The sequence below is a fragment of the Streptomonospora mangrovi genome, assembly GCF_027604915.1.
Classification (GTDB): domain Bacteria; phylum Actinomycetota; class Actinomycetes; order Streptosporangiales; family Streptosporangiaceae; genus Streptomonospora; species Streptomonospora mangrovi.
Genome location: NZ_JAJAQC010000088.1, coordinates 1 through 14,651, shown reverse-complemented (window position 1 = coordinate 14,651; position 14,651 = coordinate 1). Strand labels below are relative to the sequence as shown.

Genomic DNA, 14,651 nt, shown 5'->3' with positions numbered 1-14,651 from the left:
CCGCGCGCGCCGGTGCGCGCCCCGCCACCGGCGCGGGCGCGCCACGCCGCGCCCGGCCGCCCGCCGCGCCCCCCGACCGGGCGGCCCGCCGCGCCGCACCGGGAACCCCGCGGCGGCGCGGTACGTTTAAGAGCCGACCCCGCGCCCGCCCGCACCGATGATCCGCGCCGTCCCGGTACGGGAGCGGGGCACCCGGCGCCTCTGGCCCTGGGCAGCTCTGGACTGGAGACGAACGAAATGTCGCGACGACGCACCGTGGTCACCCGCATCCTGCTGCGGGCGCTGCTGGGCTTCTTCGCCGCCCAACTCGCGGTGATCCTCGGGCTCATCGGCATCAACCAGTGGCGCAAGCGCGTCCGCCCCCACCGCGCCGGGTTCCCCCGCACCCCGCCCAAGGCCGTGCGGGTCGCCGAGTCCGACATCACCACCTACACCTACGGCGAGGACCTCTACCGCGACATGCTGGAGGCGATCCGGAGCGCGCGGCACCGGATCATGTTCGAGTCCTACATCGTCAAGGGCGACGCCACCGGCCACGAGTTCAAGCGCGCCCTGATCGAGGCGGCGCGGCGCGGGGTCGAGGTCTACGTCATCTACGACGCCTTCGCCAACCTCGTCGTCCCCAGCAGGTTCTTCCGGTTCCCGCCGGAGGTCAACGTCATCCGCTACCCGCTGCTGCGCCCCGGCCTGCTCCTGCTCGACATCCGCAAGTCCGGCCGCGACCACCGCAAGATCCTCACCGTCGACGGCGAGGTCGGGTTCGTCGGCGGCTACAACGTCGGCTCGGTCTACGCCACCCAGTGGCGCGACACCCACCTGCGCATCAGCGGCCCCTCGGTGTGGGAGCTGGAGAACGCGTTCCGCGACTTCTGGAACATGCTGCGCACCGACGACCAGCCCACCATCGCCGACACCGGCACCCACGAGTGGACCGCCAGCATCCGCGCCCACCGCAACGTCCCCGAGCAACTGGTCTACCCCATCCGGGGCATGTACCTGGAGGCCATCGACCGGGCGCACACCCACATCTACATCACCCAGGCGTACTTCATCCCCGACCGCGAGATCCTGGCCGCGCTGGTGCGGGCCGCCCGGCGCGGCGTGGACGTGCGGATCCTCATCCCCGAGCACTCCAACCACATCGTGGCCGACTGGATCTCGCGCGGCTTCTACTCCGAGCTGCTGCGCGGCGGGGTGCGGCTGTGCCTGTACCAGGACGCCATGGTGCACGCCAAGACCGCCACCATCGACGGCCGCTGGTCGACCGTGGGCACGGCCAACGTCGACCGGCTCAGCCTCACCGGCAACTACGAGATCAACGTCGAGATCTTCGACGAGGGCCTCGCCTACCATCTGGAGCAGGTCTTCGCCAAGGACTGCACCAACGTCCGGGTCCTCACCAAGGACGAGTGGAGCCGCCGCCCGGTGGTGGCCAAGCTGTGCGAGACCCTGCTGGTGCCGCTGCGCCCCCTGCTGTGACCCGCGCCGGGTCCCGCGCCCGGCCATCCCCCACTTTCGGCAGTTCCGCCGCAGGTGGCGGGGCGGGTAGCGTCCAGGCATGAGCAAGCTGGGTGCGGCCGCCGCGCGGGCGGGCGGCGAACTCCTGCGGCCGCTGTCGGGCCGGCCCACCCCCGCGCAGGCGCTGGGCGACACGCTGCTGTGGGCGGCGTTGTGCCTGCCCGCGCTGATGGCGTTCGTGGTCGCCGCCGACAGCGGCACCTCCTCCGGCCAAGACATCACGCCCGCGACGTTCGCCCTGACGTGCGCGCTGCTGGCCGCCGTCGTCGCCCTCAGCCGGCCCTACCCCGTCGCCGCCGCCCTGGCCGGGATCGGGGTGGTGGCGCTCAGCCCCGCGGCGGCCCCCGCCATGCTGGTGCTGTCCTACCTGGCGGGCCGGCGCGACCCCCGCGTGTGGCCGGCCGTGTCCGCGCTCGGCGCCGTCGCCGTGGGCACCCTGGTCCTCGCCGTCGGCGACCCCGAGTGGCTCTACGCCCTGCCCGGCATGCTCATCTCCGCCGTGTTCACCATCGTGCTGCCGTGGATGGTCGGGGTGTTCCGGCGGCAGCGCCGCCGCCTCGACGACGCCGGGTGGGAGCTGGCCCGCCGCCTCGAACACGAGCAGGCGATCGCCGCCGACCAGGCGCGGCTGCGCGAGCGCGCCCGCATCGCCCAGGACATGCACGACTCCCTGGGCCACGAGCTGAGCCTGATCGCGCTGCGCGCCGGCGCCCTGGAACTCGCCCCCGACCTGGCCGAGGAGCACCGCGCGGCGGCCGCCGGCATGCGCGAGCGCGCCACGGCCGCCACCGACCGGCTGCGCGAGATCGTGGGGGTGCTGCGCGAGGCCGACGACGCCGCCCCCACGGTGCCCGCCGACGAGGAGATCGCCGCCGTGGTCGAGCGGGCGCGGGAGTCGGGCGTGGAGGTGGTGCTGGAGCGCCACGGCACGTGGGAGGGCCTGCCTCCGATGGTGGACCGCGCGGCCTACCGCGTCGTGCAGGAGGGGCTGACCAACGCCACCCGGCACGCCCCCGGCGCGCCGGTACGGGTGGTGCTGGAGCGCGGACCCGACCAGACCGTGGCGGCGGTGCGCAACGCGGCGCCGCCGGCGGGCGCGGCGGCGTGGCCCGGCGCCCGCGTCGGCGGGTCGGGTCCGGGCGGGCACGGGCTGATCGGGCTGGCCGAGCGGGTGCGCCTGGCCGGCGGCGTGCTGGAGGCGGGGGAGCACGGCGGCGGGTACGCCGTGACCGCCCGCTTCCCGGCCAGGGGCGGCGTCCCCGCGCACGCCCCGGCCGCCTCGCCGACCTCGGCCGCCGACCGGCACCGGCGCGCCGAGCACCGCCGGCTGCGCTGGGGCGCGGTCCGGATGGTGCTGGCGGCGGGCGCCCTGGCGGTGGGCGGGCTGGTGCTGGGGGTGGTGGGCACGTTCGCGCGGATGGACTCCGCCACGCTGGAGCCCGCCGACTACCGGGCCCTGCGCGTGGGCGCCCCGGCCGAGGAGGTCGCCGCCGACCTGCCGGCGCAGCAGTACGACCCCGCCGCGACCGACGACGGCAGCGCCGTCGCCCGGCGGCTGGACTGCCGCTACTACCGCTCCCACCACGGGTTCCCGGAGGGCGGGTTCACCGTCTACCGGCTGTGCTTCGAAGACGGTGTGCTGGCGGCCAAGGACGAGCTCCCCGACTTGGGCCAGGAGCCGCCCGCGTGACACCCGCCGGGCGAGGGACCGGCGGACCGCCGCGGCCCCACGGCGTGCGCGTCCCGCGACGGCCCTCCGCACCCCCGCGGAACGCGCCCCCTGACCCGCAGAACCCTCCCACCCAACGAGAAGGAAGGTGCCCACCGGTGATCCGGACCCTGCTGGCCGACGACGAGGCCATGATCCGCGCCGGAGTGCGGGCCATCCTGGAGACCGACGGCGGGATCGAGGTCGTGGCCGAGGCCGCCGACGGCCGCCAGGCGGTCGAGCTGGCCCGCGCCCACCGCCCCGACGTCGCCCTGCTGGACATCCGCATGCCCCGCCTGGACGGCCTCAGCGCCGCCGCAGAGATCCGCCGCGAGGTCCCCGCGACCGCCGTGGTCATCCTGACGACCTTCGGCGAGGACGCCTACATCGCGCGCGCCCTCGGCGAGGGCGCCAGCGGCTTCCTGCTGAAGGCGGGCGACCCGCGCGAACTGGTCGCGGGCGTGCGGGCGGTGGCCGACGGCGCCGCCTACCTGTCGCCGCGCGTGGCCCGCCACGTCATCGACGAGCTGAGCGGGGGCCGCATGAGCCGCGTGGCCGAGGCGCGCGCCCGGGTGGCCGAGCTGACCGCCCGCGAGCGCGACGTCCTGGCGCTGGTGGGCGCGGGGCTGTCCAACGCCGAGATCGCCGGCCGCCTCTACCTGGTGGAGGGCACCGTCAAGAGCTACGTCAGCACCATCCTCAGCCGCCTGGGCCTGCGCAACCGGGTCCAGGCCGCCGTCCTCGCCCACGAGGCGGGTCTGGTCGGCGAGGGCGCCTGAGCTTGCGGCGGGCGCGCCTTCGCCTGGACCGCCCGGCCCCCGGCGAAGCCGCGCGCAGACGCCGACGGCGGCGCCCCCGGAAGGGCGCCGCCGTCGGCGCGGGTGAGCGTGCGGGTCAGGCGTCGCGCAGGCGCAGCGCCGCGTAGCCGGCGGCCAGCGCCGCCGCCGCCCAGGCGCCCAGCAGGGCGGCGCCCGCGGGCCAGCCGTAGGGGTCGGTGCTGCCCATCATCAGCGGGAGCCCGGCGTCGGCCGGCAGGTAGGACGCGATCTCGAGGATCGTCTCGTTGTTCAGCATGGTGCTGAACATCGGCACCCCGATCAGCACCCCGACGGTGGCGGTGATGGTGCCGGCCGTGCTGCGCAGCGCCGTGCCCAGCCCCAGCGCGAACAGCGACACCGCCGTCAGGTAGCCCGCGGTGCCCAGCACCGCGTGCGCCACGTGCTCGGCCTCGAACACCATCGCGTCGCCGAACACCACCGTGGAGATCCCGATCGAGACGCCGCCCAGGGCGAGGCCGACCGGGAACACGGCCGCGACCAGCACCAGCGCCTTGGCGGCGAGCACCCGTCCCCGCACCGGCACGGCCGTCAGCGTGGTGCGCACCGCGCCGGTGGCGTACTCGCCGGTGATGATCAGCGAGGCCACGGCCACCAGCGCGAACTGCGAGAGCATGACGACGGTGGGCAGCATGCCGTGCGCCGTCATGTTGGCGACCTGGCCGCCGGACTCCAGCACGGTGGCGCCCAGCGCGGCGGGCCCCGCCGTGAGCAGGACCGCCGTCGCCAGGCAGGTCCAGGTGGAGCGCAGGCTCCACAGCTTGGTCCACTCCGCGGCCACGGACCCGGCGAACCCGCCGCCGCGCCCCTGGTCCGCGTCCGCCGCGCCCCTCGCGCCCGCGCCGCGCGCGGCGGCGGCCGGGCCGCTCCCCGTCGAGGTCGTCATCGCCATCGTCCTCACACCCCAGCCTTGTCGTCGGCGCCGGGCACCGGCGCCGCGTACTCCACCGCGGACGCGGTCAGTTCCATGTAGGCCTCCTCCAGCGAGGCCGCGCGCGGGCTCAGCTCGTGCAGTTGCACCCCGGCCTCGTGGGCCGCCGCGCCGACGCGCTCCAGCGTTCCGCCGGTGACCAGCAGCTCCTCGCCGCCCGGGCGCTCCACCCGCATCCCGGCCGCCAGCAGCCGGCCCTCCAGCTCGGCCGGCTGGGGCGTGCGCACCCGCACGGCCGTCAGCGAGCTGCGCTCGATGACCTCGGCGACCGGCGCGTCGGCGATCAGCCGGCCCCGCCCGATGACCACCAGTTGGTCGGCGGTGGCCTGCATCTCGCTCATCAGGTGGCTGGAGACGAACACGGTGCGCCCCTCGGCCGCCAGCGAGCGCATCAGGTCGCGGATCCAGCGGACGCCGTCGGGGTCCAGGCCGTTCACCGGCTCATCGAACATCAGGATGTGCGGGTCGCCCAGCAGCGCGCCGGCGATGCCCAGCCGCTGGCCCATGCCCAGGGAGAACTTGCCCGAGCGGCGGTCGGCGACCTCGGTGAGCCCGACCTGCTCCAGGACCTCGGCCACGCGCCGCACCGGGATGCCGTTGCTGCGCGCCATGGCCTTGAGGTGGCTGCGGGGCGTGCGGCCGGGGTGGACCGCCTTGGCGTCCAGCAGGGCGCCGACCCGGCGCAGCGGGTGGCGCAGTTCGGCGTAGCGGTGGCCGTCGATCAGCGCCTGCCCGGCCGTGGGGCGGTCCAGCCCCAGGATCATCCGCATCGTGGTCGACTTCCCCGCCCCGTTGGGGCCGAGGAACCCGGTCACCTTGCCCGGCGCGATCTCCACGCAGAGGTCGCCGACCACCGTCTTGTCCCCGTAGCGCTTGGTCAGGTTCCGCAGGCTTATCACGCGCGCTCCCGTTCGTCGTCGCTGTTCACGGCAACGACGTTACGGACGGGCGGTGGTCGGCCGCAGTGCGCGAAGGGCACCGGCCCACCCCCACTTTCGTCAGGTGCGCGGCGCCGGCCGGCACCGCCGAAGGGGGTGGCGGGCGCGGAGCGGCGAGGGGGGAGCGGCGGCGGCGCGGCTCAGTCGCGGCGCGGGGCGGGGGTGACCAGGCCGGTCTCGTAGGCGGCGATGACCAGTTGCGCCCGGTCGCGCGCGGGCACCTTGGCGAGCAGCCGGCCCACGTGCGTCTTGACCGTGGCCAGGCTCAGGTGCAGGTGGTCGGCGATCTCGGTGTTGGTCAGCCCGCGCGCCACCAGCACCAGCACCTCGCGTTCGCGCTCGGTGACGCCGTCGAGGCCGCGCCCGGGCGGCCGGGCGGGCTCGGGGCGGCGGACGAACTCCGCGATGAGCCGGCGGGTCACGCCCGGGGACAGCAGCGCCTCGCCGGCGGCCACCACCCGCACCGCCGCCAGGAGGTCGGCGGGCGGGGTGTCCTTGAGGAGGAACCCGCTGGCGCCCGCGCGCAGCGCCGCGTAGACATAGGAGTCCAGGTCGAAGGTGGTGAGGATGAGCACCCGCGTGCCGGCGGTGGCGGGGGAGGAGCAGATGCGGCGGGTGGCCTCGATGCCGTCCACGCCGGGCATGCGCACGTCCATGAGCACGACGTCGGGCCGCTCGGCCGCCGCCATCTCCACGGCCGCCGCGCCGTCGCCGGCCTCGCCCACCGCCACCAGGCCCGGCGCGGTGTCGATGAGCATCCGGAAACTGCCCCGCAGCAGCGCCTGGTCGTCCACGACCAGCACCCGGACCGGTCCGGGGCCGGCGCCCTCCGGCGCGTCCGGGGGGATCACGCCGGGGCCTCGGCGCGGTCGGAGTCAGGGTCGCGGTCGGCGGGGCCGGGCCGCGCCCCGGGCAGGGGGAACTCCGCGGCCACGCCGAAGCCGCCCTGGGGGCGGGGGCCGGCGGTGAACGTGCCGCCGAAGACCGCGACGCGTTCGCGCATGCCGATCAGGCCGTGGCCGCCGCCCTCGGTCGCGGGCGCCGTCCGCGCGCCCGGGCCGTCGTCGGCGACCTCCACGCGCACCCGGCCGTGCGCCGCCTCCACCCGCACCTCGCACCGCGCCGGGGCGGCGTGGCGCACGACGTTGGTCACCGACTCCTGCACGATGCGGTACACCGCCGCCCCGGCCTGCTCGGGCAGCGCCTCGGCGCCGCGCACCGACAACTCCACCCGCACCCCCGCCATGGCGGCCCGCTCCACCAGGGCGGGCAGCGCCTCGACCCCCGGCAGCGGCGCCAGGCCGCCGGGCGCGTCCGGGCGGGACCCGCCGGCCGCACCGGGGCCGGCGTCCTCGTCGGCGGCGCGCAGCACCCCCAGCACCTGGCGCATCTCGCCCAGCGCGGCGCGGCTGGTGGTCTCGATGACGCTCAGCGCCGCTTGCGCCTCCTCGGGCCGCGACCGCGCGACGTGGTTGGCGATCCCGGCCTTGACCGCGATGAGGCTCATGCTGTGGGCGACCGAGTCGTGCAGCTCGCGGGCGATGCGCAGCCGCTCCTCGGCCACCGCCCGCTCGGCCAGTTCGGCGGCCCAGCGGGCCGCCGCCGTGCGCCGCTCCCGCATCACCCGGCCCAGCGCCCACGTGCCGACCAGCGCGGGAGCGGCCAGCAGCAGGATGGAGGGGAGCGGACCGCAGCAGTCGGGCGCTCCGCCGGCCGTGGCCAGCACGATCAGGCCCACGCTGGCCGCGCCGACCGTGGGGGTGGGCTCGAAGCGGCGCCGCCGCGCCCGCAGCGCCACCGGGTACAGGGCGAAGGCGACCGCCGCGACGGGCAGCACCCCGCCGCCCAGGGCCGCGGCCGCCGCCGCGCCCGCCGCGACCACCGCCAGCACCGGCACCGGCCACACCCGGCGCAGCGCCAGCGGCAGGCCGACGGCCGCCGCCAGCGGCGCCGCCCACCCCTCGGCACCCGCCGGCAACGGGGCGGCGAGGGCGGCCAGCACGTAGCCCGCCGCGGCGAGCGCGTCGAGCGCCACCAGTTCACGGCGGCGCGGCTCCGCGGTGCCGGCTCGGCCGCGCGGCGCGGGGGTCGGATCGGCGTAGCGCACGCCCCGACGGTAGCGCCCCGGACAGGCGCCCCGCCTCCCACCCCGGGTCGTCATACCCGGGTATGACACCGCGCCCGGAACCGCCCCCGCCTCCGTCGGGCGCCCGAGGCGGACATTCGCCCCTCGGGCCGACGCGCCGCCGGGCCCGCGCACGAGAGCGTTGGCGCCATGATCGACGTACGCCACCTCACCAAGCGCTTCGGCCGGACGGTCGCCGTGGACGACCTGTCCTTCCGGGCCGAACCGGGACACGTGACCGGGTTCCTCGGCCCCAACGGCGCTGGAAAATCAACGACGATGCGGATGGTGCTGGGCCTGGACGCGCCCACCTCCGGCGAGGCGCTGGTCAACGGGCGCCCCTACACGAGCATCCGCCACCCGCTGCGGGAGGTCGGCGCGCTGCTGGACGCCGGCGCGGTCGACGGCGGCCGCAGCGCCCTCAACCATTTGCGCTGGCTGGCGCGCAGCAACGGCATCGACGCCCGGCGCGTCCCCGAGGTGCTGGAGCGCGTCGGGCTGGCCGGTGCCGCCCGCAAGCGGGTGCGCGCGTTCTCGCTGGGCATGCGCCAGCGGCTGGGCATCGCGGCGGCCCTGCTGGGCGACCCGGCGGTGCTGCTGTTCGACGAGCCGGTCAACGGCCTGGACCTGGACGGCGTGCGGTGGATCCGCGCGCTCATGCGCTCGCTGGCCGACGACGGCCGCACGGTCCTGCTGTCGAGCCACCTGATGAGCGAGGTGTCGCTGATCGCCGACCGCCTGGTGGTCATCGGGCAGGGCCGGCTGATCGCCGACACCACCCTGGACGAACTGGAGCGGCGCTTCGACCAGGGCGTCGACGTCCGCTCGCCCCGGGCGGCGGAGCTGGCCGAGGCCCTGCGCGCGGCGGGCGGCGAGGTCGCCCCGGCCGGCGCAGGAGGGCTGACCGTGCGCGGCCTGGAGCCCGCCGAGATCGGCGACCTGGCCGCCCGCCACGGCCTGCCCGTGCACGAGGTGGCGCGGCGCGGCGCGTCGCTGGAGGACGCCTACCTGCGGCTGACCGAGGGCAGCGTGGAGTACCGGGCGAGTGCGGCGGGGGCGGGGCGCTGATGGCGGCGGTCCTCGCGGCGGAGCTGCTCAAGCTGCGCACCGCCCGCTCCACCTCCGTTGTGCTGGCGCTGGTGGCGGTGATCGCCGCGCTGGGGGTGCTGATGGCGGCCAGCGGCGCGAACGCCTTCGACGCGGCGGGGGCGGCGGAGCGGAGCCGGTGGGCGGCGGTCGCCCCGATCGAGCAGGAGTACCTGGCGTTCTGGCAGGTGTGCCTGGCCGTGCTCGGCGCGCTGGCGGTCACCGCCGAGTACGGCAGCGGCATGATCCGCACGACGCTGGCGGCGGTGCCCCGGCGCGGTGCCGTGCTCGCCGCCAAGGCCGGCGCGGTGGGCGCGCTGGCGCTGGCGGCGGGCGCGGTCGCGGTCGTCGGAACCCATGTCGCGGTGCGGGCGGTGCTGGGCGACCGGCCGTTCGACGCCTACACCGCGCCGATGGCGGAGACGGTGCCGCTGCTGGCGGCGCTGTCGGCCGCGGCGGCGGTCGCCGCACTGGTGGGGCTGGGCGCGGGCGTGCTGCTGCGCTCGACCGCCGGCGCGATCGTCGCGGCCGTGGCGCTGATCTTCGCGCCGCCGATGATCGCGCGGTTCCTGGCCGAACCGTGGGCCGACCGCGTGGCGGCCGGCTCGCTGACCGGGCTGCCGGCCCAGATCGCGGGCACCGCCCCCGACCCCGTGCTGGGGCCGGTCGCGGCGGGCGCGGTGCTGGCTGCCTACGCCGTGGCGGCGCTGGCCGCCGGGGCCGTCGCGTTGCACAGGAGGGACGTATGAGCGCGGGGACACCGGAGGTCGTGGGCGTGCCGGGGACATCGGAGAGAGCGGGGAGGGCACGGATGGCGGGGATGCTGCCCGGCGCGGTGGCGGCGGAGTGGTCCAAGGCGCGCACCACCTGGTCCACGCACGCCGCCCTGCTCGGGGCGGCGGTCGCGGTGGCCGCCGTCGTCCTGATCGGGGTGGCGGCGGTCAACACCTGGGAGGGCCTGCCCGCCGCACGCCGGGACGCGATGGTCGTCGCGCCGCTGGACCGGGTGGTGGTGCTGCCGCTGAGCATCGCCCTGGGCGTGCTCGGGGTGCTCACCATGACGCGCGAGTACACGACCGGCATGATCCGCGTCAGCCTGGCGGCGGTGCCGCATCGGGGCGCCGTGCTCGCGGCCAAGGCGCTGGTGGTCGCGGCGATCACGCTGGTGGCGGGCGTGGCGGGGGTGGGGGCGACGTCCCTGCTGACCCGGTGGGCGGCGGGCGACCGTCCGCTGGGGTTCAACTCCCTGCCCCTGGACAACGAGATACCCGTGGTGCTGGCCCAAGGGGTGTCGGTGATGGTGATCGCCCTGGCGGCGCTGGGAGCGGCCACCCTGCTGCGCTCCACGGCGGCGTCCATCGCGGCCCTGGTGGCAGTGGTGTTCCTCGCGCCGACGATCGCGCGCAACCTGCCCGACCCGTGGGCGGACCGCCTGTCGTCGGTGCTGCCGGGCAACCTGCCCTACCAGGTGGTGGAGGACACCTACACCGGCCACGCGTTCGAGGGTGTGCTGCCCCCGTGGGCGGCTGCGGCACTGATGGCCGGCTACGCCCTCGTCCCCCTGCTGGCGGGTGCCCTGGCCCTGTACCGCCGCGACGCCTGAACCCGCGGCGCCGGCCGGGAGCGGCGGTCGTGGGCCGCGCCGGGCGGCGCTCCCGCCTCCTGCGGCGGCGGGTCGGTGGTGAGCGCCGTGCCGGGACCGGTGGGGCGGCGGTAGCCTCGGCGGCATGGTGGCGGGTGAGGTGGCGCGGCGCGGCGGTGTCCGGGCGGTGTGGCGGGCGCGGGGTGCGGACGTGCTGCTGTGGGCGGCGTTGACCGGCGCGGTCGCGGCCGAGCTGGACGGGGTCCGCGTGCGGCCGCTGCCCGAGGTCGCCGCCATGGCGGTGCTGCTCGCGGCGGCGGTCGCGATCCGCCGGGCGCGGCCGTTCACCGCCCTCGGGCTCGCGCTGGGGGCAGCCGTCGCCCACTCGGCCTACCTCGCGCTCACCCCCGCCGACCTCTTCCTCGTCTCCTACGTGCTGCCCGGCGCCGCGCTCGCCTTCCTCGCCGGGCGGCGCTCCGACCGCACCACGCCCGTCGCGGGCCTGGTCGGCGGGGCGGCCGCCGTCCTGCTGGCCTCCCACGCCGTCACCTGGGTGCGCATGGGCGTCCTGCGGGAGACCCTGACCGGACTCACCGACTGGTTCGGCGGCGTGGCGGTCCTGGTCGGCGCGGTCATCGCGCCGTGGCTGCTGGGCCGCTACTGGCGGCGGCACACCGAGCTGCGCACCGCCGGGTGGGAGATCGCCCACCGCATGGAGCGTGCCCGCGACGTCGACGCCGAGCGCGCCCGGCTGCGCGAACGCGCGCGCATCGCCGGGGAGATGCACGACTCGCTGGGCCACGACCTCGCGCTGATCGCGGTGCGCGCCGCCGCCCTGGAGATGGCGGCCGGGGATGAGGAGGGGCGCGGGGCGGCGGCCGAGCTGCGCCTGGCGGCCCACGACGCCAACCTGCGGCTGCGCGAGATCATCGGCGTGCTGCGCGAGGACGCCGAGGCGTCGGGCGGCGGCCCGGCCGAGGACGTGTCCGCCCTGGTCTCGCGCGCCGCCGGGGCCGGACTCGCGGTGCGCCTCATCCGGGAGGGGCCCGACTCCGACCCGGGCACCCCGGCCGGCCGCGCCGTCCACCGGGTGGTGCAGGAGGCGCTGACCAACGCCGCCCGGCACGCGCCGGGTGCGCGGGTGACCGTGCGGGTGGTGCGGGAGGAGGGCGCCACCGAGGTGCGGGTGTCCGACACCGGTTCGCCCGTGCCGGGGTCGGCTGCAATGGCGGGCAACGGTTCGGGACTGGCCGGGCTGCGCTCCCTTGTGACGGGCCTGGGCGGCGCGTTCACGGCGGGGCCGGCCCGTGAGGGAGCCGTCGGCGGCGGGAGGGGCGCGGCGGGACCCCGCGCCGGTGCGTCCGGCGCCGGACGCACGGACACCGTTGACACCGCTGACACCGCCGGGGACACCGACATGGCCGACACCGCCGGGGCTGACGCCGAGACGGGCGCCGGGACCGGGTTCGTCGTCGCGGCGCGCATCCCCGACGCCGCCGACGACGCCGACCGGGCCGCGCCCGATGACGCCACCGAGACCGCGCGGCGGCTGCGCGCCGTGCGCCGCACCGCGCGGCGGCGGCTGGCGACCGCGCTCGCGGTGCCGGCGGGCCTGGCCGCCGGCGTGGTCGCCGTCGCGTTCCTCCTGCTCTGGTACGTCGGAGTCAACTCGGTGCTGGCGCCCGCCGACTACGCGCGCCTGCACGTGGGCCAAGAGCAGAGCGCCGTGGAGGCAGCCCTGCCCCGGTTCGACTACGAGCCGGGCCGCCTGGTCGACCCCCCGCCCGCCCCGCCGGGCGCGTCGTGCCGCTATTACCTGGTCGAGTGGTCCAACGGCCTGCCGCCGGTCTACCGCCTGTGCTTCGCCGAGGGCGTGCTCGCGGACAAGGACCGCATCGAACGCACCGACGGCCCGCCCGCCGCCGCCCCGCAGGGATGACCACCCGGCCGGGCGCGGCCGGTGCCCGCTCCCGCCGCCGCATCCGGCCCGCGCGGTGGGAACATCCATCCGGAGCGGCATCGGTCACACCGAGCTGGGTCTCCGGTCGGAGCGCAGGGGACGCCCGCTGCCCGCGCCGGCCGGCGGATAGCGGGTCTGGCCCCATCCGGACGGGGACGGCGCGGGTGTCCCTCCCCTATAGGCTGCTGCGGTGGGTTCACCAGCGACTTCGGGCCGCGAACCGGGCGGCGTCTCCCAGGGGCGGCTGAGGGTCGTCCTCGCCGACGACGAGCGGATGATCCGGGCGGGTATGCGCGCCATCCTGTCCGCCGACCCCGGAATCGACGTGGTCGGGGAGGCCGCCGACGGGGCCGAGGCCGTCGCGCTCGTCGCCGAGCACCGGCCCGACATCGCCCTGCTGGACGTGCAGATGCCCGGGACCGACGGCCTCGCCGCGACCGAGGCCATCACCGCCCGCCACCCCGGCACCGCCGTCGTCATCCTGACGACCTTCTCCGAGGACGCCTACATCGCCCGCGCCCTCAGCGGCGGCGCGAGCGGGTTCGTCCTCAAGACCGGCGACCCCCGCGACCTCGTCGCCGGGCTGCACGCCGTGGCCCAAGGCGGTGCCTACCTGTCACCCGAGGTCGCCCGCCGCCTCATCACCGAACTGGGCGCCACCGGCACCGGTGGCCGCATGTCCCGGGGCGCGGCGGCGCGCGAGCGCACCGCGCGGCTGTCGGCGCGGGAGCGCGACGTCCTCGCCCTCATCGGCGAGGGCCTGTCCAACGAGGAGATCGCCGGGCGCCTGGGGATCGTCCCCGGCACGGCCAAGGTGCACGTCGGCTCCATCCTGACCAAGCTCGACGTGCGCAACCGGGTGCAGGCCGCGATCGTGGCCTACGAGGCCGGGCTGGTGGGCGGCGCCCTCCCCCCGCACGACTGAGCGCGCCGGCGGCGGCCGACGCCCCGAAGGACGCCGGCCGCCGCCGGCTCGGGTGCGCGCTCAGGCGTCGCGCAGCCGCAGTTCCGTCCAGCCGACGATCATCGCCGCCGCCGCCCAGCCCACGACGACCGCGAGGTTGATCGGCCCGTCGTGCGGCGCGGTGTAGAACCCCACGTCACCGGCGGCGTAGAACTCGATCCCCGCGATACCGGGGAAGTAGGCCGCCGCGTCGTTGAGCGCCTGCACCCCGCTGAGCTGGAGCACCAGCGGCACCCCCAGCAGCAGCAGGAACCCCAGGCCGATCGTGCCGGCGGTGCCGCGCAGCGCGGTGCCCAGTCCGACGAACAGCACGGCGAACAGCGCCATGCACAGCCCCGACCCCAGCACCGTGGTCAGCGCGTAGTCGGCGTGCAGCGGCGCGTAGGGCCCGATGACCACCCGCACCGCCGCGATCCCCAGCGCCGTGGTCACCGCGCCCGCCACGAAGCCGAGCCCGGCCGTGACCAGGGCGCGCGCCGCCAGGACGCGGCCCCGCTGCGGCACGGCCAGCAGGGTCGTGGTGACGCCGCGGTTGGCGTACTCGTTGGTGGCCGCCAGCGCGGCCAGGATCAGCACGATGAACTGCACCAGGTAGAACACGCCCTGGGAGGTGACCTGGGAGTAGGAGAAGGTGCCGGCTGCGGCGGGGTCGTCGGCGATCCGGTCGGCCGCGGAGAACCCCATCAGCAGGCCGAACGCGATCATGGTGGCGAACCCCAGGCCCAGGCACCACCAGGTGGTGCGCACGGACGCCAGCTTGGTCCACTCCATGGCCACGGCGCGCCTGAAGGCGCGGGTGCGCGGCGGCGCGGCGGGCGCCGGGGCGGCCCGCCGCCCGGCGGCGGTGCCGGGGTGGTCGGTGGCGGATGCGGTCACGGGCGGGGCTCCTTTCGGGGGCGGTCCGGTGCGGTGTGCGGTCCGGGCGCGGTAGCGGGTGAGGTCGGCGGCGGGGCGGGGGGGCGGGGGGGGCGGCGGCCGCCCGGCGGGGGGCGCGGGGGGGGGG

The 14,651-nt window shown here is 77.0% G+C and carries 13 protein-coding genes; 8 read left to right on the top strand and 5 right to left on the bottom strand.

Features of this window, described 5'->3' with window-relative positions; genetic code table 11:
- The first annotated feature begins 237 nt into the window (after positions 1-237).
- The 3 genes from LG943_RS26705 to LG943_RS26695 all read left to right on the top strand — a co-directional run bounded on the left by LG943_RS26705 (position 238) and on the right by LG943_RS26695 (position 4,005).
- The gene (locus tag LG943_RS26705; protein WP_270075148.1) at positions 238-1,479 is read left to right on the top strand and encodes a phospholipase D-like domain-containing protein; all 1,242 of its coding nucleotides are present in this window, start codon (positions 238-240) and stop codon (positions 1,477-1,479) included.
- A gap of 79 nt (positions 1,480-1,558) precedes the next feature.
- Positions 1,559-3,208 carry a sensor histidine kinase gene (locus tag LG943_RS26700; RefSeq protein WP_270075147.1) on the top strand — a complete coding sequence of 550 codons (1,650 nt, stop codon included), beginning with the start codon at positions 1,559-1,561 and terminating at the stop codon, positions 3,206-3,208.
- Positions 3,209-3,345: 137 nt separating this feature from the next.
- The gene (locus LG943_RS26695; RefSeq protein ID WP_270075146.1) at positions 3,346-4,005 is read left to right on the top strand and encodes a response regulator; all 660 of its coding nucleotides are present in this window, start codon (positions 3,346-3,348) and stop codon (positions 4,003-4,005) included.
- 115 nt (positions 4,006-4,120) lie between these two features.
- Here LG943_RS26695 and LG943_RS26690 read toward each other — a convergent pair whose 3' ends face one another.
- The 4 genes from LG943_RS26690 to LG943_RS26675 form a co-directional block, all read right to left on the bottom strand.
- The gene (locus tag LG943_RS26690; RefSeq protein ID WP_270075145.1) at positions 4,121-4,948 is read right to left on the bottom strand and encodes an ABC transporter permease; all 828 of its coding nucleotides are present in this window, start codon (positions 4,946-4,948) and stop codon (positions 4,121-4,123) included.
- 11 nt (positions 4,949-4,959) lie between these two features.
- Positions 4,960-5,892, bottom strand: coding sequence for an ABC transporter ATP-binding protein (locus LG943_RS26685; RefSeq protein ID WP_270075144.1), 933 nt, complete (start codon positions 5,890-5,892; stop codon positions 4,960-4,962).
- A 179-nt stretch (positions 5,893-6,071) separates the two neighbouring features.
- On the bottom strand, positions 6,072-6,782 hold the full coding sequence (locus LG943_RS26680) for a response regulator (RefSeq protein ID WP_270075143.1): 711 nt from the start codon (positions 6,780-6,782) through the stop codon (positions 6,072-6,074).
- Positions 6,779-8,038, bottom strand: a complete 1,260-nt coding sequence (locus tag LG943_RS26675) for a sensor histidine kinase (protein ID WP_270075142.1) — start codon at positions 8,036-8,038, stop codon at positions 6,779-6,781. The genes LG943_RS26680 and LG943_RS26675 overlap by 4 nt, the downstream gene beginning before the upstream one ends.
- Before the next feature lie 168 nt (positions 8,039-8,206).
- Here LG943_RS26675 and LG943_RS26670 point away from each other — a divergent pair, with 168 nt between their 5' ends.
- From LG943_RS26670 to LG943_RS26650, 5 genes are all read left to right on the top strand, one after another.
- The gene (locus tag LG943_RS26670) at positions 8,207-9,124 is read left to right on the top strand and encodes an ABC transporter ATP-binding protein (RefSeq protein ID WP_270075141.1); all 918 of its coding nucleotides are present in this window, start codon (positions 8,207-8,209) and stop codon (positions 9,122-9,124) included.
- Entirely contained in the window at positions 9,124-9,891 is a 768-nt protein-coding gene (locus LG943_RS26665; RefSeq protein WP_270075140.1) for an ABC transporter permease, read from the top strand. The genes LG943_RS26670 and LG943_RS26665 overlap by 1 nt, the downstream gene beginning before the upstream one ends.
- Before the next feature lie 62 nt (positions 9,892-9,953).
- On the top strand, positions 9,954-10,745 hold the full coding sequence (locus tag LG943_RS26660) for an ABC transporter permease subunit (RefSeq protein WP_270075139.1): 792 nt from the start codon (positions 9,954-9,956) through the stop codon (positions 10,743-10,745).
- Between the two features lie 124 nt (positions 10,746-10,869).
- Positions 10,870-12,663, top strand: a complete 1,794-nt coding sequence (locus LG943_RS26655) for a sensor histidine kinase (RefSeq protein ID WP_270075138.1) — start codon at positions 10,870-10,872, stop codon at positions 12,661-12,663.
- A gap of 265 nt (positions 12,664-12,928) precedes the next feature.
- A complete protein-coding gene (locus LG943_RS26650) occupies positions 12,929-13,609 on the top strand; it encodes a response regulator (protein ID WP_270075149.1) in 681 nt (226 codons plus the stop codon).
- Positions 13,610-13,669: 60 nt separating this feature from the next.
- Here LG943_RS26650 and LG943_RS26645 read toward each other — a convergent pair whose 3' ends face one another.
- Complete coding sequence (locus tag LG943_RS26645; RefSeq protein WP_270075137.1) at positions 13,670-14,524, bottom strand: ABC transporter permease; 855 nt, start codon at positions 14,522-14,524, stop codon at positions 13,670-13,672.
- Between the last annotated feature and the right edge of the window lie 127 nt (positions 14,525-14,651).